This is a genomic window from Treponema peruense, from assembly GCF_016117655.1.
GTDB lineage: Bacteria > Spirochaetota > Spirochaetia > Treponematales > Treponemataceae > Treponema_D > Treponema_D peruense.
Genome location: NZ_CP064936.1, coordinates 675,975 through 700,215, shown reverse-complemented (window position 1 = coordinate 700,215; position 24,241 = coordinate 675,975). Strand labels below are relative to the sequence as shown.

General features: G+C 43.5%; 21 protein-coding genes and 1 tRNA gene. 11 read left to right on the top strand and 11 right to left on the bottom strand.

Annotated elements, in window-relative coordinates; all coding sequences use genetic code 11:
• Positions 1-53: 53 nt before the first annotated feature.
• Positions 54-1,250 (top strand): NADP-dependent isocitrate dehydrogenase, encoded by a 1,197-nt coding sequence (locus tag IWA51_RS03355; protein WP_177528477.1) that lies wholly within the window; start codon positions 54-56, stop codon positions 1,248-1,250.
• A 9-nt stretch (positions 1,251-1,259) separates the two neighbouring features.
• On the opposite strand, the gene murI is transcribed toward IWA51_RS03355, so the two are convergent.
• Together murI and IWA51_RS03345 are read right to left on the bottom strand one after the other, a co-directional pair.
• The gene (murI, locus tag IWA51_RS03350; RefSeq protein WP_177528478.1) at positions 1,260-2,069 is read right to left on the bottom strand and encodes a glutamate racemase; all 810 of its coding nucleotides are present in this window, start codon (positions 2,067-2,069) and stop codon (positions 1,260-1,262) included.
• 11 nt (positions 2,070-2,080) lie between these two features.
• On the bottom strand, positions 2,081-2,359 hold the full coding sequence (locus IWA51_RS03345; RefSeq protein WP_177528479.1) for a hypothetical protein: 279 nt from the start codon (positions 2,357-2,359) through the stop codon (positions 2,081-2,083).
• A gap of 52 nt (positions 2,360-2,411) precedes the next feature.
• Between IWA51_RS03345 and IWA51_RS03340 the strand changes: the two genes are divergently transcribed.
• Positions 2,412-3,095 carry a pentapeptide repeat-containing protein gene (locus IWA51_RS03340; RefSeq protein ID WP_177528480.1) on the top strand — a complete coding sequence of 228 codons (684 nt, stop codon included), beginning with the start codon at positions 2,412-2,414 and terminating at the stop codon, positions 3,093-3,095.
• On the top strand, positions 3,092-3,685 hold the full coding sequence (locus IWA51_RS03335) for an MBL fold metallo-hydrolase (protein WP_177528481.1): 594 nt from the start codon (positions 3,092-3,094) through the stop codon (positions 3,683-3,685). Before IWA51_RS03340 ends, IWA51_RS03335 begins: the two co-directional genes overlap by 4 nt.
• Here the strand turns inward: IWA51_RS03335 and IWA51_RS03330 are convergent.
• The gene (locus IWA51_RS03330) at positions 3,669-5,426 is read right to left on the bottom strand and encodes a hypothetical protein (RefSeq protein WP_198443197.1); all 1,758 of its coding nucleotides are present in this window, start codon (positions 5,424-5,426) and stop codon (positions 3,669-3,671) included. The genes IWA51_RS03335 and IWA51_RS03330 overlap by 17 nt on opposite strands.
• A gap of 45 nt (positions 5,427-5,471) precedes the next feature.
• Between IWA51_RS03330 and IWA51_RS03325 the strand changes: the two genes are divergently transcribed.
• The gene (locus IWA51_RS03325) at positions 5,472-5,897 is read left to right on the top strand and encodes a hypothetical protein (RefSeq protein WP_198443195.1); all 426 of its coding nucleotides are present in this window, start codon (positions 5,472-5,474) and stop codon (positions 5,895-5,897) included.
• Positions 5,898-5,940: 43 nt separating this feature from the next.
• On the opposite strand, the gene ilvN is transcribed toward IWA51_RS03325, so the two are convergent.
• The 4 genes from ilvN to IWA51_RS03305 all read right to left on the bottom strand — a co-directional run bounded on the left by ilvN (position 5,941) and on the right by IWA51_RS03305 (position 11,552).
• Positions 5,941-6,435 carry an acetolactate synthase small subunit gene (ilvN, locus tag IWA51_RS03320; RefSeq protein ID WP_177528484.1) on the bottom strand — a complete coding sequence of 165 codons (495 nt, stop codon included), beginning with the start codon at positions 6,433-6,435 and terminating at the stop codon, positions 5,941-5,943.
• A gap of 23 nt (positions 6,436-6,458) precedes the next feature.
• Positions 6,459-8,408, bottom strand: a complete 1,950-nt coding sequence (gene aroF, locus IWA51_RS03315; RefSeq protein ID WP_198443193.1) for a 3-deoxy-7-phosphoheptulonate synthase — start codon at positions 8,406-8,408, stop codon at positions 6,459-6,461.
• A 15-nt stretch (positions 8,409-8,423) separates the two neighbouring features.
• A complete protein-coding gene (thrA, locus tag IWA51_RS03310) occupies positions 8,424-10,919 on the bottom strand; it encodes a bifunctional aspartate kinase/homoserine dehydrogenase I (RefSeq protein WP_198443191.1) in 2,496 nt (831 codons plus the stop codon).
• Between the two features lie 255 nt (positions 10,920-11,174).
• The gene (locus IWA51_RS03305; RefSeq protein WP_198443189.1) at positions 11,175-11,552 is read right to left on the bottom strand and encodes a hypothetical protein; all 378 of its coding nucleotides are present in this window, start codon (positions 11,550-11,552) and stop codon (positions 11,175-11,177) included.
• Positions 11,553-11,799: 247 nt separating this feature from the next.
• Between IWA51_RS03305 and IWA51_RS03300 the strand changes: the two genes are divergently transcribed.
• From IWA51_RS03300 to IWA51_RS03275, 6 genes are all read left to right on the top strand, one after another.
• Positions 11,800-12,705, top strand: a complete 906-nt coding sequence (locus IWA51_RS03300; protein ID WP_198443187.1) for a metal ABC transporter substrate-binding protein — start codon at positions 11,800-11,802, stop codon at positions 12,703-12,705.
• Positions 12,706-12,716: 11 nt separating this feature from the next.
• On the top strand, positions 12,717-13,544 hold the full coding sequence (locus IWA51_RS03295; RefSeq protein WP_230402702.1) for a metal ABC transporter ATP-binding protein: 828 nt from the start codon (positions 12,717-12,719) through the stop codon (positions 13,542-13,544).
• Positions 13,541-14,383, top strand: a complete 843-nt coding sequence (locus IWA51_RS03290; RefSeq protein WP_198443185.1) for a metal ABC transporter permease — start codon at positions 13,541-13,543, stop codon at positions 14,381-14,383. Before IWA51_RS03295 ends, IWA51_RS03290 begins: the two co-directional genes overlap by 4 nt.
• Before the next feature lie 56 nt (positions 14,384-14,439).
• The gene (locus IWA51_RS03285) at positions 14,440-15,093 is read left to right on the top strand and encodes an HAD family hydrolase (protein WP_177528490.1); all 654 of its coding nucleotides are present in this window, start codon (positions 14,440-14,442) and stop codon (positions 15,091-15,093) included.
• A gap of 56 nt (positions 15,094-15,149) precedes the next feature.
• A complete protein-coding gene (locus IWA51_RS03280; protein ID WP_198443183.1) occupies positions 15,150-17,741 on the top strand; it encodes an endonuclease MutS2 in 2,592 nt (863 codons plus the stop codon).
• 92 nt (positions 17,742-17,833) lie between these two features.
• Positions 17,834-18,307, top strand: a complete 474-nt coding sequence (locus IWA51_RS03275; RefSeq protein ID WP_177528492.1) for an arginine repressor — start codon at positions 17,834-17,836, stop codon at positions 18,305-18,307.
• 92 nt (positions 18,308-18,399) lie between these two features.
• Here the strand turns inward: IWA51_RS03275 and IWA51_RS03270 are convergent, their stop codons facing one another.
• The gene (locus IWA51_RS03270) at positions 18,400-20,850 is read right to left on the bottom strand and encodes a hypothetical protein (RefSeq protein ID WP_198443181.1); all 2,451 of its coding nucleotides are present in this window, start codon (positions 20,848-20,850) and stop codon (positions 18,400-18,402) included.
• 109 nt (positions 20,851-20,959) lie between these two features.
• Here IWA51_RS03270 and IWA51_RS03265 point away from each other — a divergent pair, with 109 nt between their 5' ends.
• A complete protein-coding gene (locus IWA51_RS03265) occupies positions 20,960-22,552 on the top strand; it encodes a glucose-6-phosphate isomerase (RefSeq protein WP_177528494.1) in 1,593 nt (530 codons plus the stop codon).
• Between the two features lie 73 nt (positions 22,553-22,625).
• Here the strand turns inward: IWA51_RS03265 and IWA51_RS03260 are convergent, their stop codons facing one another.
• From IWA51_RS03260 to IWA51_RS03250, 3 genes are all read right to left on the bottom strand, one after another.
• A complete protein-coding gene (locus IWA51_RS03260; protein ID WP_198443180.1) occupies positions 22,626-23,510 on the bottom strand; it encodes a TatD family hydrolase in 885 nt (294 codons plus the stop codon).
• 48 nt (positions 23,511-23,558) lie between these two features.
• A tRNA-Leu gene (locus IWA51_RS03255) sits at positions 23,559-23,644 on the bottom strand.
• A 90-nt stretch (positions 23,645-23,734) separates the two neighbouring features.
• A complete protein-coding gene (locus IWA51_RS03250) occupies positions 23,735-24,211 on the bottom strand; it encodes a hypothetical protein (RefSeq protein ID WP_198443178.1) in 477 nt (158 codons plus the stop codon).
• Positions 24,212-24,241 lie beyond the last annotated feature (30 nt).

Below are 24,241 nucleotides of genomic sequence, written 5' to 3'. Positions count from 1 at the left end.
TTACAGATAAAAAACATTCTTCAAATAAAACACGTATACAGGAGCCAAAAATTATGAGCAAGATTCAAATGAAAAATGCGGTAGCGGAACTTGACGGAGACGAAATGACACGCGTTCTCTGGAAGGTAATCAAAGACAAACTTCTGCTTCCTTACGTAGATTTAAAGACAGAATACTACGATCTTTCCATAACAGAACGTGACAAGACAGATGACAAAATTACTTATGAAGCCGCAGCTGCAATAAAAAGACTGGGTGTCGGAGTAAAATGCGCAACAATTACCAGCAACGCAGCACGTGTAAAAGAATACAATCTCACCCACCTTACTCCAAGTCCAAACGGAATTCTTCGCGGTGAACTTGACGGCACTGTATTCCGCGCACCGATTTTTGTAAAAAACATCAAGTGCAATGTAGAAAGTTGGAAAAAACCGATTGTCCTCGGACGCCACGCTTACGGCGATGTTTACAAAAACTGCGAAATAAAGACACCGGGACCCGGAACAGCAGAACTTGTATTTACCGGTGAAGACGGAAAAGAAATCAGAAAAACAATCAAAGTAATGAAGGGACCTGGAATCATTCAGGGAATCCACAATACCGACGAGTCAATAAAAAGTTTTGCACGCTGCTGCTTCATGTACGCACTCGACAAAAAAATCGACGTCTGGTTCGGTGCAAAAGATACAATCAGCAAAATTTACGACGGTGACTTCAAGGAAATTTTCCAGAAAGTTTACGATGAAGAATTCAAAGACAAATTCGAAGCAGCCGGAATCGAATACTTCTACACACTTATAGATGACGCTGTTGCAAGAATCATGAAGTGCGAAGGCGGAATGCTCTGGGCCTGCAAAAACTACGACGGTGACGTTATGAGCGACATGATTGCATCTGCATGCGGAAGTCTTGCAATGATGACATCTGTTCTTGTAAGTCCCAACGGCGAGTTTGAATACGAAGCCAGCCACGGAACCGTTCAGAAACATTACTACCGCTACCTTAAGGGCGAAAAAACAAGCACAAACCCCGTGGCTTTAATATTTGCCTGGACAGGAGCACTCGCAAAACGAGCAGAACTCGACGGAACTCCAGAGCTTGCACAGTTTGCTGAAAAACTCGAAAAGGCAACACTTGCAACCATCGAAGACGGAATCATGACAGGAGACCTTGCAAGACTTGCTTCACCTGCTGCAAAGAAAATCGTCAACAGCTGGGAATACATTGACGAAATAGCTTCAAGGCTTTAGTCAGACAAATCAGAATTCCCCGCCCCACGGAATATTGAAGTTTTTGCAAAGATATTCATATTCTTTGGCCAGTTCGGGACTTCTGCATTCAGTTACAAAAAAACTCATATCGGGTGGAACTGCGCAATTTTCTTTACAAACGCAGTCCGCCCTTTTTTTTATTACGCGCAGTGCCTGATTTGCAACACCGTCGCGGCTGTCTACTACAGCAACAGAAGAACCTGCAGCTTTTTGTACATCTTCTGCAATGTGTGTAAAATGAGTGCAGCCTAGAATAATGCAGTCGCAGTCACATGACAAAAAATAATTTACCGCAGGCAAAATGGCTTCACGTCTTTCTTCCTCCGAAGAAGTAAAAAGCCTGTGTTCAATAAATTCAATCAGATCAGGATCACCGCGGCTGAAAACTTTGCAGTCAGAAGCAAACTCTTCTATTAATTTTGTGCAGTAAGGATGCCTTACAGTAGCGTTTGTGGCAAGCAGGCCTATCCGGCGCTTTTTTGAAACAGAAGCGGCAAGTTTAATTGCAGGAACAGTACCAACAACAGGCAACTCTGGAAAAAGCTTTCTTAGTTCACCAAGGGCTGTTACACTTATCGTATTGCATGCAATAACAAGCGCGCGCGGATTCCAAGTTTCAACAATTCTTTTTATTACAGAAGCGGCACATTCAGTTACTTGCGCAGGCGACTTTTCACCGTACGGAAAATGCAATGTATCACCAAGATAAACGCAGCGCATATCAGGATTTTTTTTCTTAAGAGAAAGCATATACGGAATCCCGCCGGTTCCGCTGTCAAGAAAAGCAAAATCTATCATAGACAAATTATTCAAATTGAAAAAAGGGAATCAAATTTTTTTCTTGCTTCTGAAGCTTTGTCAGAAGAAGCTGCACTTTCTTTTTGTGACAATTCAAAATATCCGCAGAAATTTGCATCTTCCTTGTCGGTCACACATTCATCTACAGTTTCAGAACATTCATAATGGGCTGACTCTGAATAAAACCTGCAGTTTTTGCACGACCTGACGCTTTTTCCGCAGACAGGACAAACTTCGCTTCGGGAAACAGGAGAATGAGGGGCTAATTTTGTTCCACACTTCCAACACATGCAATTATTTTATCCATTTGACTAAATGTTTTCAATAGCGTAAAGTATTGGTATGTATACCCTTAACAAATGCCGCTTTCCGGGATGCGACAAGTGCGCAATTTCGGTTTCAGACTCCAACGTTAAACTTACCGGACAGGAAGGATTCTGCATAGACCACTGCCCTGACAAAATTCAGGCTATAAACACACTCAAGGAATACATTTATACGCATGACAAAATTGTCGGAATGACGGCGTGCGGTCTTGTAGTAGAAGACCTTAACCTGAACGGAAAAAAATTTTACGGCTGCAACTTCCAGCACTGCACTTTTACAAATATCCATGCACAGGGATTCAGAGCCAGAATGTGTATGTTTGATTTTTCTACATTTACCGACTGCTATTATATAGAAAGCAATGTTCAGTTTTCGTCATTCAGCGGTTCAAAATTCGTGCACATGATTCTTACCGGAAGCGATCTGATTCACAACAATTTTAATGGAATCACTTCGTACCAGTCCAGTTTTGATGACTGCGACCTTTACAACAGTCGTTTTATAAAAGCACTGTTAATCAACACCTCGCTCAAAAACTGCAATCTTAAAAAAACAGCTTTCTACGAGTCGGCAAGAGAAAATGTTTCATTCAAACTGTCAAATACAAGGGAAGCACTCGTGGACAGAAACAAGGGCGGCCTTATGGGAGACTTTAACGCCAGACTCGAAGAAGAAGATGAGCAGGGGGACAATCTGTGAAAATCTATTTTCATCTTTGCATAGACGAATTTACAAACAGCTATGTAGTTATTAACGATGATCCCGCGGTGATGGAAGCACTTATAATTGATCCGGGCAAAATAACAAATGAAATTATAAATCAGATTGAAGGCGGAAAATACAAGCTCACCGGAGTGCTGATTACACACAATCACAGCAATCACGTTCAGGGACTGAGAGTTCTGAATAAAATTTACACGCCTACAGTCTACGCTGCAGATTCAGAAATTGAAGGAACAAAATCTTTTGTAATAAGAGGCGACGGTAAAATAAAAGTTGCCGGAATGGACATTGACTTTTTTTCTGTTCCGGGACATTCGGCAGACAGCATGGTTTACAAAATAGGCGATGTTCTTTTTACCGGCGACACCATTACTTCTGGAATAATCGGCGAAACCAGCAGCGAATATTCCAAAAGGCTTCTCTGCAGCAAAATAAAAGAAAAAATATTCAGCCAGAACGACGGTACGATAATAATGCCCGGTCATGGCTCGCCGACAACTGTTGCTGCAGAAAAGCAGTTCAATCTGGATATCAGACCCGGAACATATTCTACAGCCGGCTTATAAGGTGCACCCTTCCAGCGGCAAGACCCCAGTTGTCAAACGCGTAGGAATTAAGAAAATCCGCAGCCTGAACAAAAGGTTCTGCATTGGTTTCGCGCACATACGCTGCCAGTTCGGGCTGGTTTACATTAACAGAGCCACGGTTTGCAAGCCCAAGAAAATATGCCCTTACGTTAAACGGAGCCTGCTGCATTATATAAGCCATAAATTCATTCTGCATAAGATATTCATCGCTTCTGTCATAGCCAAGACTGTTCTGTGTTTCCCAGAAAACCTGAAGAAATTCCATTGACCTGGGATCAAACATATAATAACAGGTAGAAACTGCATTTCTGAAATTTTCGTCAATAAAATAAATTCCGTGCCAGCTCTCGTGAGCAACAAAAGTTCTTCTTAAATAAAGCGGCGACTCGCGTGAAATAGAAACGATGGCTCCGCTTCCCGCAGAGTACATTCCTTTTTCTTCTACAATGATTTTGTTGTGCAGAAGAATATCCCTCAGCAGAAGTTCGCTTTCGTTCAGAGTAAAATCTGTTCTGCGCGCTTCTGAAAAAAATGCTGCCAGATCGCTGCTCTTGTAGTCATGCGCATTGTAGCCGTGGCGGTTTTCTACAAAGTCGTCACCAACAAGTGTTCCCTTATAGCCGGCCTTTTCTACAAAATATGCAAGTCTTGTAAGGAAGCGGCTCTGCGTTTTGTAGTCGGCAAAGTCAAAAAACAGAATTCCGGGGAACTGTTCCCACTCAAAAAGTTCATACGAAGATGTGCGCCAGTTTTCGCGCGGCCACTCTACAATAAGTCCAAGATCTGTAGGAATCGGATCCAGAACATATCCGTCAGAACGCGGGCACACTTCATTTCTGTAAAGAAGTACAGAACGCACCATGTCTGCGTTTTCGCCAAGTGAAAGTTTTGCAAACGGTTCACTGAATGCAGATGTCTGCAAAAGAACAGCAGTCTGCCGGCGCGAGCGTCTTATCAAAAGATTTTCATTCCCGTAAGAACATCTTACAGACGTTTGTTTTTGGTAAGTTCCGATGTCATCTGTTTTGGAAAGAGAAAGTTTTATTGCAGGAAGAATATAATCACTGTCAGAAAAAACAGAAGCGGCATCAGTAAAATCTACAGAAGAAAAATCATCTGCAACAGTTCCGCCGGCAGAAGAAAAAGCAAACAGAAGATTTTCTTCGCGGCTCCAGCCTACAACACTTTGTGTAAACTTAACGGACAAAACTTCGTACGGAACAGAAGAATAAAAAAATACTCCGGCAGGAATCTTTGATTTTTTGTCCAGACAGACAGAAAGCGAAAGTTGCTGTTGTGCAAAAGTTTTGAACGATCCTTTTACAAGCGAAATCAGGGCGGCCTTGCGTTTAAGACGGTTGCTTGCGGTAAAATCTGCATCAGTCAGAAAACCGTACCCGAAATCACTGTTCAAATCAGAAACGGCTTTTTTTGGTTTTACAGTAATTCTTATTGCGGCACCGCTTTCATGCATCATATTCTGGATGTGCACAATCTGATTCTGCGTAAAGCCCAGTGCAACAAAAGAATTCTTTCCTAAAGACTCAGACGAGCACAAAACAGAATTGCGGTTAAGGGCAATAAAGTTTTCACCGCTGATTCCCAGTTCTGAATAGACAACTGATTTGGAAAAATTATGCACAGTATATGCAACACAAACAGCCGCGGACAGAATAAAAACACAAACTGCAAGTACAGTCTTTTCTGATTTTTTTTCCATACACCAATACTACACTTTTTTTTCAGTTTGCTCTATACTCAAAACATGCGCGCAATTATTCCGCAGAAGGATACACTCCTTGCCTTATGCAGGTTTCAGTCCGCTTTTATAAAAAAAATTCTTCTCAAAGAAAACGATGCCGTAATAATTCCGCTTAAACCGCTGTGGATTTTTGCAGAAGTAAAGACACCTGTTTCTCTGACAATAAATTTTCCCGCAACAGACGGAAATTTCTTTTTCTTTCCCGTACAGATTGAACAGGCCGGTGAAAAAGACAGTATACATAATTACAGGATAGACTTTGCAAAAATCTGCACTTTAAAAACCGCCCCGGAATCTTTTTTAATCTCCGACCTGGAACAAATATGCATGTTCCCGCGCAAAGAAAAATCTGCAAGGACAGCCGCCGTTACCTTTGAAAACAACTGCTGGTCGGTTTTCGATGACAGGTGGAATAAATTCCGCAGATAAAAAAAAGCTGCCCTTTTGGACAGCCCCGTTTTCATAAAAAAACTTATTTCATTATCTTGTCGCCGCGGTCCATTGCAGTAAGACCAGACTTAAGAAGTTCAAGAATTCCGTAAGGCTCAAGAAGTCGTATCAAAGAACTTATTTTGTCTTCACTTCCTGTCGCTTCAATTATAAGGCTGTTTTCTGAAACATCAACAATGTGTGCCCTGAAAATATTGCATGTTTCAATAATTACGCCCCTGCTTGCTCCACCTGCAAGAACTTTTATAAGTGCCATTTCGCGCTGGCAGGTTTCTGAAGGAAGGCAGTGTTCAATAGAAATAACTTCGACCAGTTTTGAAAGCTGTTTTTCTATCTGCTCAAGAATGTATTCGTCACCCCTTACAACAATTGTCATGCGAGACTTGTTCGGATCTGACGTTTCACATACAGTAAGCGAGTCAATATTGTATCCGCGGCGGCTGAAAAGTCCTGACACACGGCTCAAAACACCTGCATGGTTTTCTACAAGAACAGACAGTACATATTTTTTTTCCATAATTTTCACCTGTATTTATAAAATTAACTTCGGCCTGCTTCGGCATAGATTCCAAGAAGCCTTACCTCTTCTGCATGTAAACGGAGCTTTTTGATAAGTTCTTCCACATAAACAGCTGCATCTTTCTTTATACCGGAAAGTTCTGCATCTACATAGAACCAGTATCTCCACGGCTGTCCGGCGATTGGCCGTGACTCAAGTCTTGTAAGATTAAGCGAACTTTCGTTAAAGACTCCAAGCAGGCTGTAAAGTGCACCCGGTTCGTTGCGCGTTTTGACAATAAAGCTTGCCATGTTTGGAGCAATATTGCTTTCTTTTGCGCCCGCAGCCTTTTCTACATGGTTTGCCTGTATTACAACAAATCTTGTAAAATTGCCCGGATCATTTTCTATGTCTTCTGCAAGTACTTCAAGCCCGTAAATTGAAGCGTTAACGGAACTTGCAATGGCTGCAGTTTCCTTAAGGCCGCTTTCGCTTACAGTTTGTGCGGCAGAAGCAGTAGACACCGCGTCAACAAGGCTCCAGTCTTTGTGGGCATCAAGAAATTTTTTGCACTGGCCGAATCCCTGCGGATGGGAAAATACTTTCTTTATGTCAGAAACAGATGCTCCCTTTACTCCAAGAAGGGCATGCCTTATGTTAAGAGTTACGGCACCTGCAATGCTCACATCTTCGAACCGTGAGAAGTTGTCATAATTCTGGTAAACGGAACCTGCAAGACTGTTTTCTATGGGAACCATTCCGTAGTCGGCTTTTCCGTCAGTTACGGCCTGGAATATTTCGTCAAACGAGTCCACGCTCATTGAAAGAACATCCTGCTCGTCAAAATAACGGGTTATGGCCTGTTCTGCATAGGCGCCGCGCTTACCGCTGTATGCACAGACAATTTTGCCACTGAGTGAATTCTGCGCAGTCTTTACGACAGAAGAATTTGCTTCTCGTATATGCGCAACAGATTTTCCCATAACGGGGGCAAGTGCTTCTATATCGTGCATCATCTTGTCAAACTGTTCGGGAAGCATTGACTGCGCACCGTCGCTCAGAGCCTTTTCGGGATGATTGTGCACTTCTACTATTATGCCGTCCGCGCCTGCTGCAACAGAAGCCAGTCCCATTGCGGCGACTTTGTCTCTTATACCGACTGCATGGCTGGGGTCTACAATAATGGGAAGATGCGTCAGTGAACGCAGAACGGGAACAGCCGACAGGTCAAGAGTATTTCTTGTTGCATGCTCAAATGTACGTATTCCGCGTTCGCAGAGAATTACGCTGTCTGTTCCGCTTGAAAGAAGATATTCTGCAGACATAAGAAGTTCTTCCAGTGTTGCAGTATAGCTTCTCTTGAGAATTACCGGTTTTCCCAGCGCACCCACTTTTTTGAGAAGATCAAAATTCTGCATATTGCGCGCACCAATCTGGTATACATCTACATAATCGCGCATAACGGGAATAAGTGTTTCGGAAACAATTTCTGTAACTACAGGGAGTCCGTATTTTTCGCCGGCTTCCTTAAGGTACACAAGGCCTTCTTCACCAAGTCCCTGAAAACTGTACGGAGACGAACGCGGTTTATATGCACCGCCTCTGAGCATAACTGCACCGCTGGCTGCAACCGAGGCCGCAATTTCCATAATCTGTTCACGGCTTTCTACGGCACACGGACCTGCTATCGAAACAACATGGTGACCGCCGATTCTTATTTTCTGGCCTCTTCCGTTGGGAACTTCGATTATGGTATCATCACGCTTGAATTCACGGCTTGCAAGTTTGTACGGCTTGCTGATTGGAATAACACCGCTTACCCCGGGAAGAATTTCTACATCCCTTATATCAATCCCAACTTTTCCTACGGCAGCAATGACAGTATCTTCTTCACCTACAATTTCGTTAAGTTTGAAATCATGCTTTTTGAGAAAAGAGCGTATGTCTTTTTTCTGTCCGTCAGAAATATCTTTTTTAAGTACAATTACCATAATTACTTCGTCTTATCAGAAACTTGACACGTTCCAGCTGACTGTTCGCAGAATGTCTCCGAAAACACCCGCCGCAGTAACACCGGCTCCGGCACCGTAACCGCGTACAGTAAGAGGAATGGGTGTATAGCGTGCAGTGTGGAATACAAAGGCATTTTCACCGCCCTTTACCGCGTAGAGAGGATCTTCGGGTCCTACTTCAAGCATACCTACACTTACTTTTCCGTCTTTTATGCTGGCACCCATGCGCAGTACTTTGTTATGCTTTTTGAGTTCTTCCATTTTCTTTGCAAAATATGAGTCAAGTTCAGGAAGTCTTGCAAGAAATTCTTCTGTAGTTCCTTCAAGTGAGAAACCTTCAGGGAATATTGAAATCATTTCTATGTCTTCAAGTTCAATACTCATTCCGGCTTCACGTGCAATGATAAGTGCCTTTCTTGCAACGTCTGTTCCCTTAAGGTCGTCGCGCGGGTCGGGTTCAGTGTAGCGCTTTGCCTTTGCTTCAAGGACTGCCTCGCTGAATTTTGCTCCGTCATCAAGCTGGCCAAAAATATAACTGAGGCTTCCAGACATAATTCCGTTAAAGCCAGTAAGTTTGTCGCCCGACTTAAACAGATTCTGCAGGGTATCAATTATAGGAAGTCCCGCACCAACGTTTGTTTCGTAAAGGAAACGTACGTGCATGTTGTTTGCAGTTTCGCGCAGTTTTCTGTAAAAGTCCATGCTCATGGAATTTGCACGCTTGTTCGGTGTGGCAATGCTCATTCCGGCTTTGAAAATATCTATGTATCGCTCAGGAAGATCATAGGATGCCGTGCAGTCTACAAAAATGGGGTTGAGTGGCTTTGTTTCCTTTACAAAGTCAAGGATTTCGTCAAGATTTGTGCGCCTTCCGCAGGCCTTTACCTTGTCCCGCCAGTTTTCGAGGTCTATTCCTTCGGCATCAAAAAGCATTCCGTCAAGGTTTGCTACGGCCATTACGCGAATGTCAATTCCCTGGTCAAGAAGGGCCTTCTGCTGCTCGCGGATCTGGTCAAGCATTGTTCCGCCGATTGTTCCGGCTCCAAAGGCAAAAACCTGAATAGACTGAACCGTATTGAAGAAAAACTGGTGTGCTACGCGTACTGCAGTGTCACCGTCGTCAGAATTGATTACTGTAGAAATAGAGCGCTCGCTGGACCCCTGTGCAATGGCAAGAATATTTACATCGCGGCTGGCAAGTGCGTCAAAGAATGTTCCTGCAACACCCCTCTTCTGCTTCATTGCATCACCTATAATTGAAACAATGGCGCAGTTTTCGTGAACGTATATGGGGTTGATTATCTTTGTGGAAATTTCAAGTGCGAATTCAGCCTTGAGAAGATCCTGTACAGAATTTGCATATGCCTTTCTTACGCAGAATGAAATTGTATATTCAGAAGATGACTGTGTTATAAGAAGAATTGAAATTCCTGCATTGCTTACGGCAGAGAATATGCGTGCTGCCATTCCCTTTCGGCCTTTCATTCCGGAACCGCTTACAGAAATCATTGCGCAGTCCTTAAGACAGCTTATTCCGCGTACGGGTCCTGCATCTTTTTCACTTTCGAAGGGGCCTTTTCCTATTCTTGTTCCGCGTGCAGACGGATTGTGCGAGTTAAGGCTCCATGCTTCTATTCCCTTTGCGGCAAGAGGTGCAAGGGTTTTGGGGTGAAGAACCTTGCTTCCGAAGAATGAAAGTTCCATAGCTTCTTCATAACTCATGTCTTTTACAAGGATTGCGTCTTTTACAACGCGCGGGTCGGCCGTGTAAATGCCGTCTACGTCTGTCCAGAATTCTACGCGTGAAGCACCCAGTCCTGCACCGATTATGGCTGCACTGAAGTCACTTCCATTGCGTCCCAAAAGTCCCATAACGGGAGCAGCACCTGTTCCGCCTATCCACGAGCATATAAAGCCTGGGAACAAAAGAATCTGTGCCAGAGCCGAAGAGCCGTCCCTGTAACCTGCAAGGGCTTCTGAACATCTTGCATAGTCGGGGTCTCCTTCTTTCTGGTCGCCTGTAGTATAAATGAATTTGCGGGAGTCAAGCAGAAGAACGCTCTGGTCCTTTGCAAGAAGTACAGACTCAACGATTGGAGCGCACATAAGTTCGCCCATTCCCATTATGCGGCAGTGGACACTGGTAGGACACTCACCAAAAGTGGCAAGTCCCGAAAGAAGGCGTTCGAGTTCGTCCAGGCATACGTTTATTTTTGCCATGACGGCTTCTGCATTGAACTTTGGAAGCGCAGATTTGAGTTCTGCACAGATATCTGAATGTATTGAGCGTAGTTCGCTTACATAAGGAGCGGCAACTGCACCTGAAATGCACCCGTCAATTCCAGCCTGAAGCTTATTTGAAACACCTGCTACAGCGCTCACAACGACACTGATACGGTCAAGTCCGGCACGTCCGGCCATAATATCCGCGCTGTCAAGAATACGGCGGGCGGAACCCATGCTTGTTCCACCGAATTTTAATGTAAGCATAATTTTTCCTCTATTTTGATAATACCGGCTCGCCCAAAACTGCATTATTTGAGTCTGCCTATCATCTTTATGACAAAAATGAGATGTAAAATTATACCATTTATGGGTAAAAAATTCAATTACGACCCGGTGTTTGTTGTGTTCTGTACGGAGTTCCACTTTTATTCCGTGGCCGGCATTTATTTTACGGGCACAAAAAAAAGCCCCGGAAAGCAAAAGCCGTCCGGGACCTGTATAATCAAGCCTTAAACAGAATTATTTCTTCTGGAACTTGATGGAAGTATCGTAGTCTTCTGAAGTCCATTCAGGGTCAATGTGCATGTCAAGGTCGGCATTGAGAGTGAGAGGTTTTGTAAACTTATAAGAGCGCTCTGTTTCGCTGCAGTCAAAAGACACACTTACACCGGAAGCACCGGCATTAAGTTTGAAATTCTGAACATTTGCATCTGTAAATGTAAAGACGCTTTCGCCGGAAGATGCCTTTGTAAGGACAATTTTTCCGTCTGCGCTGAATGTCCAGTCTGCATCCCATTTTGCATCACGCCAGGTTCCGTTTATGTCGCCAAGATCAAATGCGAAGGCTCCGGCTGTTCCCAAAACGGCAGCCAGTACCACTGCCATAATTTTTTTCATAAAAACCTCCCGTAAAAGTTTTCAAAAGATTTGCTGCATTCCGCAACAGAAAATATTATTATCCCAAAACACATCGCCGGTCAAGGTATTTCAACAACGGTGGCCAGCCACTTTGCAAACAGGTACGCTTGTGAGCACGAATTGTAACCAACTGTTGAAACAGAATCTTTGTTTCGAAAAGAACCGGCGTTTTTTAAGTAAGGGTAACTTGCTTGAAAAACTAGCGTTTTTCAAGTAATTTAGAAGCATGTGTAAAAAGATTTTTTCTATAATAGCGGCTGTTTTTAGCCTTATGTTTTTTTCATGCAGCAAAAAAAATGCACTGCCCGCGCCGTCAGTTAAAGGCTCAGAAAATGTACGCATAACCGCAACTTTTTATCCGGTTTACATAATGCTTTTGAACATAACAGACAGTGTTCCCGGTACACAGGTTTCACTTCTTGCACCGCCCAATACAGGCTGCCTTCACGATTACCAGCTTACGACAAAAGACATGAAAGCAATCGCAGAATGTGATATTCTTGTTGCCAACGGAGCCGGAATGGAAGACTTTCTTGACAAAGCCATGGAAGCAAGAAAAGGACAGCTCATTCAGGCTGCAGAAGGCTATACATTAATAGAAGACAATCCGCATGTGTGGGTTTCTCCGGACGGTGCAGCATACGAAACACGCAGAATTGCACAGCAGCTTGCTTTACTGGACAAAAAAAACGCAGACTCTTACCTTAAAAACGCGCAGGAATACGTGCAGAAGATAACAGATCTTTCAAAAAAAATGCACGCTTCCCTGGACAAATATGCCGGAACAAAAATAATCACTTTTCACGAAGCGTTCCCATATTTTACAAAAGAATTTGCCCTTACGCAGGCAGGAACAATTGAACGCGAACCGGGAACAGAACCTACCGCAAAGGAACTGGCAGAAATAATTTCTTTAATCAAACAGGCCGCGTCTTCGGGAGAAAAAATTGCACTTTTTGCAGAACCACAGTATTCTTCGGGAGCAGCCGCTGTCATTGCACAGGAAACAGGCCTCAAAGTTTACGAACTGGACCCTGCAGTTACCGGCGAACTTGACAAAGACGCATATCTCAAGGCAATGGAAACAAACCTTAAGGTACTTGAAACAGCATTTACAGGAGCGGCCTACTGATGTCCTGCCCTATGGGAAAAAAGCACGTCTGCTGCACGATAATAGAACATCTTGGTGTAAAAGCAGGAGGCGAAACAATTCTTGACGACATAAACCTGCACCTTCACTGCGGGGAACTTACCGCCATAATTGGAAGGAACGGAGCGGGAAAAAGTACGTTCATGAAAGCACTCCTGAACGTAATTCCACATACGGGAACTATAAGATTTGAAAGCGAAAAAACGCTGGCAGATTGTGCAGACCCGAATGTAGACAGAAAGAACAGATTTCTTCCGCGCCACAAAAAAAGTTCGCCAAAAACGCCAAGATTCGGTTATGTCCCGCAGTCACTCTCTACCGAAAGCGGAAACCCCGTCTGCGTTGAAGACCTGGTGCTTTCCTGCATAAGTTCCCGTCCTGTATGGATAAAGCACAGAAAATCCGACCGCGAAAGGGTCAGAGAAATTCTTTCTTACACAAATGCGCAGAATCTTGCGGCAAGAAGGGTTTGTGACCTTTCGGGCGGTGAACTTCAGCGTGTAATGCTTGCACTGGCAATAAACCCTGTTCCTGACATTCTGCTTCTGGACGAACCCGTAAGCGGCGTGGACCGTGCAGGACTCAAAAGCTTTTACGAACTTGTTTCTTCACTCAGGCGCGACTACGACATAACAATTCTTCTCATAAGCCACGATCTGGATCTTGTAGCAAAACATGCAGACCGTGTAGTGTTTATAAACGACACAAAAGCTCAGGTTGGAACAGTGGAACAAATCTACAAATCAAAAGATTTTACAGAAGTTTTTGGCCATATAATGCTTACGGGTGAATACACAGAAGATGCAGGAGACGCACAATGAATTCAATTTATTCAGCACTGGATTTTCTTTTTCCCTTTGAATGGTGTTCGCCTGTTTTTATGAAGAATGCATTTCTTGCAGTACTGGTTGCCTGCCCCATCTTCGGAATGCTGGGAACTTCGGTAGTTTCAAACAAAATGTCTTTCTTCAGCGACGCAATCGGGCATTCAGCCCTTACAGGAATTGCACTGGGCGTTATTCTTGGAATAAGGGACGTAACTCTTTCAATGATAATTTTTTCCCTTCTGCTGGGGTTTGCCATAATTACCGTAAAAATAAAGGGCAAATCTTCTGCAGACACTATCATAGGCGTTTTTTCTTCGGCGGCAGTCGCTCTTGGAATTGTGCTTCTGAGTTCAACAGGGAATTTTTCAAAATATCAGAAATATCTTGTGGGCGACATTTTAAGCATAAGGCCTTCAGAAATTCTTCTGCTGATTGTATGCGGTGCCGTTATTCTTGCGGTATGGATTGTTTTTTACAACAAGATGCTTTTGACATCACTGCACCCTTCCTTTGCAAAAAGCCGCGGAATAAAAACGTTTGCGGTTGAACAGATATTTGCCCTCGTTACTGCATCCGTGGTAACAGTAAGCATACGCTGGACAGGGCTTCTTGTAATAAACAGTCTGCTTGTTCTTCCGGCAGCTTCAGCAAGAATGGTCAGCAGAACAAGCCGCCAGTATACGGCCGTTTCTGTTCTTCTTTCACTCGCCGGAGGAATAGCGGGACTTATTTTATCTTACTATGCAGAATCGGCCAGCGGGGCAACAATTGTGCTAGTTAATGCCGTATTCTTTCTGGTATGCCTTGCACTTTCACTAACGGCAAAAAAATAGGGGCGGTACACAACTGACTTATCAGCGTGTACACGCTCAAATACTAAGGAAAATTTATGAAAACAAAAGCTGTAATTTTTGACCTTGACGGAACACTACTTAACACACTCGAAGACCTTGCAGACAGCTGCAATATGACATTAAAACAGATGGGTTACCCTGAACGCACTTTGGACGAAGTAAGACAGTTTGTAGGAAACGGAATAGGCAAACTTATTGAACGTGCACTTCCCGGCGGAACAGAAAATCCTGACTACGAAAAAGGATTTGAACTTATCAAAAAAAATTACGGCTCAAACTGGAAAAACAAAACCAGAGCCTATGACGGAATTCCTGAGCTTCTTGAAAAACTGAATGCAGCGGGAATAAAAATCGGAATTGTTTCAAATAAACCCGACCCGCAGGTAAAGGAACTTGCAGAACTGTATTTTTCAAAATATGTAAGTGAACAGACGGCTGTTGGCGAAACACAGGGCATAAGGCGAAAACCCGCGCCTGACACGGTCCTTAAAGTAATGGACATTCTTGGCGTAAGCGCTTCGGAAACTGTATATTCGGGTGACTCCGATGTAGATATAGATACGGCAAAAAACGCAGGCATTCCGTGCATTTCTGTATGCTGGGGATTCAGAAGCAGGCAGTTTCTTATTGAACACGGCGCTTCAATCCTTGTAGAAAAGCCGTCGGAATTTATTGACAACTTAAAATAAGGCATCCACTGTACAATAGTTTTTTGGGACAGCCGCAATTTTTTACAAACAGAAAAATGATACAAAACGAAACAAACGAAACTGACATTTTTTTAAGAGGTACAATAGCACAGGAACTTGACTTCTACAGAATAACCGAAACTGTCTCACAGCTTGCGGCAAGTGAAGAAGGACGCGCGCTTTTGAAACAGCGTGAAGCGGTTTCTGACAAAGAACAGATTACAAAGCTCAAATCTCTCGGGCACGAATGGAGCATTTACCTGAATTCAACGCGACCGGCTGCAATTCACGGCTGGCCTTCTGTCGGAACAGTATTTCCTCTTCTTGGAATCGACGGTGCTCAACTGTCGCAGGAACAGCTTTTTACACTCGCTCTTTTCTGCACTGCAGCACAGACGGCAAAAACACTCATTGAATCTGCCGCAGAAGAATTTGAAATACCAAATCTGAACTCAATCGCGCAGGAAATGCCTTCATTAAAAGAAGCCGGCGACATGATTTTTTCTGTTCTGGACAAAGACGGGAATGTAAGAGACCTTCCCGAACTCAGGACCATACGCGCAAAGATTGCATCCATTCACAAAGAAATAGAAAGCAGCATACGCAAATACACATCAGACCCGGCCCTTAACGGTGCACTTCAGTCAAACGTACCGGCGTTCCGTGCAGACCGTGAACTTCTTGCAGTAAGAGCCGACCACAGAAGTGCGGTAAGCGGCATTGTACACGAAGTAAGTGCGTCAGGCCAGACAATATACGTAGAACCCGAAGAAGTCGTGCGAGCAAACAACGAACTTATTCAGCAGGAATTTGCGCTCCAATCTGAATTAAGAAGAATATTCCGCGAGCTTACTGCAAAAATCGGAATCTTTAAGGATGATTTTACAGATGCTTTGTCAAAGATGACGCTTCTTGACACAACATGCGCTGCCGCAAAATGGCTGTCCTCTACAAGGGGCGTTTTTGCAGAAGACTGTGACATGCAAAAAGAACCGCCTGCAATTTACAAAGCAAGACATCCGCTTCTTGGAGACAAGGCTGTTCCGGTAGACATAAGTTTCATGGACTCAAAGCGTGTACTTATTATAACAGGACCCAACACCGGCGGAAAAACCGTTACCTTAAAAACAATCGGTCTGTTTGCACTTCTTAATCAGGCAGGTCTTCCTGTACCGGCAGCAGAAGGAACAAGGCTTCCGGTATTCAGTTCAATATTTGCAGACATCGGCGACGAACAGTCAATCGACGACTCGCTCAGTACATTCTCAAGCCACATGAAAAAAACTGCACAAATGGTTAACTGCGCAGACAGCAACAGCCTCATTCTTTTGGACGAACTTGCCAGCGGAACAGACCCGCAGGAAGGAGGCGCAATTGCCATGGCAACACTGGACACTCTCATAGAAAGAGGTTCGTTCACAATTGTCACAACCCATCACGGAATCCTAAAAAACTACGGATACACAAACAAAAGCTGCATAAACGCTTCTGTTGAATTCGACACGGGAACGCTTGCACCGACATACCGCCTTCTTATGGGAGTACCGGGAGAAAGCCATGCAATAGACATCGCGTTAAAGTCGGGGCTTCCTCAAAGTGTAGTAAACAAAGCCCGCGAATATATTTCTACGGAACAGGCCGACGTAAGCACGCTCATAAGGGGTCTCACGCAAAAACACGCCGAACTTGACAGCCTTCTAAAAACACAAAAAGAAAAAGAACAGAAACTTGCGGTCAAAGAGCTTAAAATACAGGAAAAGGAAGTTTCTCTCAAAGAACAGGAAATTGAACTCAGACAGAAAGAAAAAAAATCGGCATCAGAATTTGTTTCGCAGACAAGAAAACAGCTCGAGAATCTTGTAAGGGAACTGCGCGAAGGTGAAATTACTCGCGAAAAAACCCTTGCAGTAAAAAGTTTTATAAGCGGAATGTCAGACGGTCTTGATGCAATTTCCACTGATATACAGAATACAAAAGACAGTCTTAAAAAACAGCAGGAAGAAATAAAAAAACAGAATGAAACCCTTCTTCAAAACGGAATCAGACTTGGAAAACAAAGAAGCGGTGGTTCATCTTCAAACAAAAAAACGCGGCAGAAAATGTCAAACGCAGAAGCACTTAAAACCGCTTCAGTCACAACCTTCAGTGCAGGAGCCGTAAGACAAGAACCGCCAAAACCCGTTTCTCTCTTACCCGGAACAGAAGTCATTGCCGGAACAGCAGCAAGACGCGGTGTTCTTCTAAAAAAAGAAAAGTCCGGAAACTGGAGCGTTCAGTTCGGTTCAATGAAAATGAGTGTTCCCGAAAGCGCAATAAAGCCGCTTGTAAATACACCGACACCATCTTTTAGCACGCCACAGATTGTTTTTGACAAAGCGCAGGATTCTTCAGAAGAGTCCGAACGTCCCAAATTTGAACTTAGACTTCTTGGAATGAGATACGAAGAAGCCGTAAAAGCACTGGAAAAGCAGCTTGATCTTTGCGCAATACACAACTTTAAAAGTTTTTCGATAATACACGGAAAAGGCTCGGGAATACTGCAGAAGGCGGTACGCGACATTCTTTCACACTACCCCGGAATAAAGGAATTCCACTTTGCAATGCCCGAAGAAGGCGGAACAGGAAAAACCTACGTTACGCTTATGTAATAAATTCTCGCAGGCATAACAAAAAACTGCATATCTTGACATATTTTGCATAAATATTCATAATAAAAGCATACATTTTCACGAGGCATAAATTGAAAGAGCGACTTACACGTCTTAAGACGGTTCGGAAACTAATAAAAAATTACAGAATCGAAAGTCAGGAAGAACTTTTGGGCCATCTTCAGAAAGAAGGATTTGAAGTAACCCAAGCAACACTTTCAAGAGACTTAAAGCTTCTTAAGGTAGGAAAAGTCAGCGACGGCCACGCAGGTTATGTCTACACACTGCCCGACGAAAACGAACGCCACGAAAGCGAACAGATTTACATACAGGATTTTCTGCGCGGATACGTAAGCATAGACTTCAGCGGAAACATCGTAGTTATAAAAACATTCGGCGGTCATGCAGATGCCGTTTCAAATGCGCTTGATGCAATGAACATGGACGAAATTCTCGGAACCGTCGCCGGTGACAACTGTATTTTTGCCTGTCTCAGAGAAGGCGTAACCGGTGATGAATTTCTTAAATCACTGAAGCTTAGAATCCCCGAACTCGAAGAAGAATAAAAAAAGTGCCGCTTCTTTTGAAACGGCACTTTTTTTTTAATCCAGAATAATTGTTTCAGCATCCTGTTTCCAAACAGGATGCTGAAACACGCCTACTCCGCAGATGTACTTTTGAACAGAAGCTGCTTTCCGACTCTCTTATTGGAATAAAGAGAAAGCGTTGTTCCGTCCCAGACCAGCGTTCCTGAAGCCTTGTCTATATCATTAAGATGTTTTTCTTCAGAATCTGTGTCTGCAGCCGAAACCGTAATAAATGAAGTCTCTATCTTAAGAGGATGTTTCTGTCCCGGAACATAGTCAAGCGTCTTTTTGACAGAATCCTTAAGCATAACCATCACAAATTCACCGCTATATGTACTTAACACATATCCCGGATAATACGGAATAATTGTAATCATCTGCATAACAGCCGTTCCACGCGAAGAATACTCTTCTGCACTTACAGGAAGTCCCGCCTGTTGGTAAAAGTCAGAGAAATTGTTTTTAAGTCTGGGATCCAGAACCGATTCAATTTTGTTATTGTCAAAATCTTTAATCAGTTTTTTGTAGCAGTGAATTCTCTCATCCAGAAGTTCAATAATATTGGGATAAGTCCAGTCGCGGAATGAAGCCAGGTTTGCAAAAGAATTTGCATTTGTTTCCATAAGCTCGTCACCGAATGAAGTAATCTGCTTTATCTTTGGAAAGTTAATCTGGTTCAAAAAAGTAAGCTTTGTAAGAAGATCCACTACAGAATATCCCCAGCGGGAAAGGCCTGCACGGTTTTCGTAATTCTTGTACATTTTTATCTCGGCTTTTATTTCGTCGCGGTATGCTGTGCTTCCTGCAATTTTTGTTTCTATTTCAGAGCGATCCCTTATACTGTAAGTTTTACCTGGTTCGAGCATAAGGGACGGGTCTGTTGATTTTTTGAGAATCGGCATATCCATTACAATTCCGCGCTTGAACAGTTCGGGCTTTACCGAAACTCCCCCGCGTCCTGCAAAGAATGTATATTTATTCGGATTGACAATCACATCCTTAAGGTCTCGCTTCTGGCTGAATGCGTCAAACTGAAAATAATGTTCCGTAACTTCTGCAGAAAATACAAAAAGCTCATGGTTTCTTGAACCAAAAATTTCTTCAAGCAAAGCCCTGAACCCTTCTGAATATTTCGCAAAGGCAGCTGCATCAAATTCCGGTGTAATAAAATAATAGCGTGCAGTTCCGTCAAACCCCGGATCATATCTTCTCATGTAAGTCCATTTTTCCACGCAGAAAAGAGTGCTTTCAAAAACTTCTGTTCCCCGCCTTACAGAAACAGAACATTTGCCTTCGCTGGCAAGGGACACGCCTGTAATTGAACAGGTCACATCATTCATGCGTGTGCCGTTTTTAAGAAGATATCCCTCGTAGGAAAATTCTGCTTCGGGGCCGATTTCTTCCTTTTGGGGATTCAGAAAAACCGACTCGTCCAGAACCAGATCTGCCGGAACAAATTTCCATTCAGCTGCATTCAGCATTTTTGAATAAAAGCCCGTTTTTCCGTCTTTGTCAGTTCCTGCAACCCTTAACTCACGCGACTCGTTTCCAAGTCCTGTCTGGGCAATACTGATCATTTTTGTAAGACGTGCCTTTCCTTCGAGATTTATTCCTTCCTGACGCTTCCAGTCTTCTGCCGGAAGAGCCCACGGGGAATAATTGGACAGGTACTCGCGACCGGAATATTTCTGCGGAACTTTGTCGTAAGTATACTGAAAGAACATCGGGTCACAGCCCATCGTGTCAAAGTCAATGAGCCTTGTGAACATAGTCCCGCGGTTTCCTATAAGAAAAATCGTATCACCCGAAACACTTATATTTTCACTTATAAAACGTCCGTCAAGAGGAACTTCAATCTGTCTGCTGAAGTCGGGCGGAAGTCCGCTGTCTGTAAAGCGAATGTGCATTCCGTCTGAAGTAAGAAAGTACAGTGTTTCAAGTCCCATTGTTCCGTAGTGGTGCTGGTTGCCGTAAATGTCTTCGTACCAGAGAATATCCCCGCGACGGCATCCCATACTCCAGCCTCTTTTTGAAACAACCTGATCATTCTGCTGAAGATTGTTGAATTTTGGAAATCCGAACAGTTTCTTCCATCTGAAAGGACGTTCAGGCGCACCATCGGCAATAAAGGTTCCGTAAATAAACCCCTGATCGTCAAAAGCATAAAGAGAGTCGGCATCTGCACAGATTTCAAAAATTTTTGACGGTGTTTCAAATTTGTTGCCCACACCCTTTGAAAAAGGAAGACCTGTTTTAAGAAAAAGTTCCCAGTTGTCAGTTCCAGCTTTTTTTGAATAGATGCGACCGTCTACAAGAACAAAATCATAATACTTGCAGTAAGACTGAGTCATTGTCCGTATCAGAACTTTCTGCGGAAGGAACCCGTTTACATCCTGAATTTCTGAATTGTCGCGAAGAACAGGCGGCAGCGGAACCTTGACCTTTGACGCGCATGAAGGAAGAGCCGAACACAAGAGCATACAGGCAAAAAATGCATGTTTAACAAATTTACTTTTAGTCATATTAACTCCGATATTTTTCTGTATTGTAGCATATTTCAGTATTTTCTGATATAGTTTCGCTTGTGAAAACCGCTTTTGGCTTTCACAAAATCAAATAACAGAGGCAGTTATGGCATCAACAATCAATTGGAACAATCTGGACAAACTCGAAAGTTTCAAGAAACTCCTGAGCCTAAAGAATTCCGTTTCAGTAGCAAAGGAACTTCAGGGAGAAAACGGCGCAGTCCGTGTCTCAAAATATTCTGTACCCATGGGCGGCGGACTCACCTACAACTACGCAGCCAAACAGGTAAACGAACAGCTTCTTTCTGTTTTCCAGCAGATTGCAGACGAAGACCAGCTCCTTGAAAAATTCCGCGCGCTTTACAACGGCGAAGTAGTGAATCTGGGTGAAAAAAGAATGGTTCTTCACCAGCTTACACGCGGACAGCTTGGAGAGGCAGTCAATGCAGACGGAACAGACAAACGCGACTTCTACGAAACACAGCGCAAAAACATTGCAGCCTTTGCAGACAAGGTTCATTCAGGAAAAATCCTTAACGAAAAAGGCGAAAAATACACAACAGTATGCCAGATAGGAATCGGCGGAAGTGATCTTGGTCCGAGAGCCATTTACCTTGCACTCGAAAACTGGGCAAAGGCAAAGGGAACATTCATGATGGACGCACACTTCATCTCAAACGTTGACCCTGATGACGCCGCATCTGTTCTTGCATCAATTGATCTTTCAAAGACAATTTTCGTTCTTGTCTCAAAAAGCGGAACAACACTCGAAACCCTTACAAACCAGTCTTTTGTAAACGAATATCTTAAAAATGCAGGCCTTGATCCTTCAAAGCACATGATTGCAGTTACAAGCGAAACAAGTCCCCTTGCAAAAAGTCCCGACTATCTTGCAGCATTCTTTATGGATGACTACATCGGCGGACGCTACTCTTCTACTTCTGCAGTCGGCGGAGCAATTTTAAGCCTCGCATTCGGACCAAAAGCATTTGAAGATTTCCTTAAGGGAGCGGCAGAAGAAGACAAGCTTTCTGTAGAAAAAGACGTAACAAAGAATGCAGCACTTCTTGACGCATTAATCGGCGTTTACGAGCGCAACGTTCAGGAATATCCTTCAACAGCAGTTCTCCCTTACTCACAGGCACTTTCAAGATTCCCGGCCCACCTGCAGCAGCTCGACATGGAGTCAAACGGAAAGAGCGTTAACCGCTTTGGAGAAAAGATTGACTACGTTACAGGACCTGTTATCTTCGGAGAACCGGGAACAAACGGGCAGCACTCATTCTACCAGCTTCTGCACCAGGGAACAAACATCATTCCGCTTCAGTTCATTGCATACAAAAACAATCAGACCGGAAAAGATGTAGTAATCCAGGGTTCAACAAGTCAGGCAAAACTGGGGGCAAACGTTGCAGCACAGATTGTAGCCTTTGCATGCGGAAAATCTGACTCCAACCCCAACAAATTCTTTGCCGGTGAAAGACCTTCAAGCCTCATCTACGGAGACAGCGTAACACCTGAATCAATAGGAGCACTTCTTGCACACTTTGAAAACAAAGTAATGTTCCAGGGCTTCCTCTGGAATGTAAACAGTTTTGACCAGGAAGGTGTCCAGCTTGGAAAGACTCTTGCAAAGTCAGTTCTTGCAGGAGAAACAAGCGGCGCTCTCAAGGCATACGCAGATCTTCTTATAAAATAGGAATAACAATCTGCCTAGGAGGCAGATTGTTATTATTTCAAATAAAAAGCACCCGCTCAGCGGGTGCTTTTTTTTACATATTGAACAACGTCCTGCAGTTTGAGTCTACAATATCGCAGAGTTTTTTTATTGAAACGCCGCGTCTTTGTGAAATAAATTCATAAGTATAGCGCACGTTAACAGGAGAATTTTCTGTTCCCCTCAGTGGAACCGGCGCAAGATACGGTGCATCTGTTTCAAGAAGAATTCTGTCATCTGGAACAAAGCGCAGAAGTTCATTCATTTCATCCATACGGCTTTTCTTTGTATAAGTGACGCCGCCGCCGAATGCAATGTACCAGCCCAAATCCAGAAATTTTCTGGCTTCTTCCATTCCGTAAGAAAAACAATGGATTACACCTTTGTTGTAGCCGCAGTTTTTTATTACATCAAGCGTATCGTCAAAAGCGTCGCGGCTATGAACAATAAACGGCAGGTCAAGTTCGCGTGCAAGTTCCAGCTGCATGGCAAAAAGTTCGCGCTCACCTTCATAAACGGCGGTATCAAAATCATCTTCGCTTCTTCCGTCTGCACCAGAAGGATTCCAGTGGTGATCCAGTCCGGCTTCACCTATTGCCACAAGATGATTTGAAAAAACATCACCTTCTTCTTTGAATTCTTTAATCTGTTCGCGCAGTGTTTCCATACAGGACTCACGGTTTTTAATAGACTCCACGTCAGGCCAGATTCCCGCGCTAAACCTTATCATCCTCTCACACTTATGCTTTGTATTTGAATCAGAAATTGCTTCTATGCAGTCAGAAATAAAATCGCGGCGGCTAAGTAAATCGTCACATTTTGTACCGACATCAAGTCCCAAAAATGCAGAATCTTTTGCCATAGTTTCAAGAATTCCTGTACCAAAGTCTTCGCCGTTTTGTGAAAAGTAACTGAAGTGAAAATGAGTGTCTGTATACATAATTTTTTCCCAAAAAAAAAGACAACCCTTTTGAGGCTGTCTTACATCTGCCAGGAACCGGAATCGAACCGGCACGGCTGTTTGCAGCCGAGGGATTTTAAGTCCCTTGTGTCTACCTATTCCACCATCCTGGCGAATGTTTTGCTATTATAGAAGATTTTGAAAATCATTGCAACCAAAAATACTGGAAAGCTACAAAAACTTTAGTTTCCCAAAAAACTGCATTATCTTACATGGCTGAACAGTTCGGCAAGTTCGGAGCGCCACGCACCCTTTGAATCCTTGTCTTCCCATTCAATTATTCTTGTTATCGTAAAATGCTTTACATCATGCGGATTGGGGCGGTTCAAAACACCAAAACGTCCCTGTCCTATATACGCGATTTTTTCACCGGGAGCAAGTTTTTCTGTCTGCATAAGTTCATCAAGGGCACAGTCAAAGTGAATGGGTTCACCGGTAGTTCTGTCAGGAAGCGCACTTGTCAAATCCCCGATAGCAAATCCGCATTTTGGACAGACTGGCTGATTGCTGCTTTTGAATTCTCTTATGGCGTTTTCATCTTCCCTTATCTGTTCAGGGGTAACGGCTCTTGGAGGCCTGAATGTACTTTTGGCAGGAACACTGTTAAAATCGTCCCTGTCACGTCTCTGGCCGCCGCGCCAATTATTTCCATGTCTTCTGGAATGTCTGTCTCTGCTCATATATATTCAGTATAAATCAATTCAAAAATA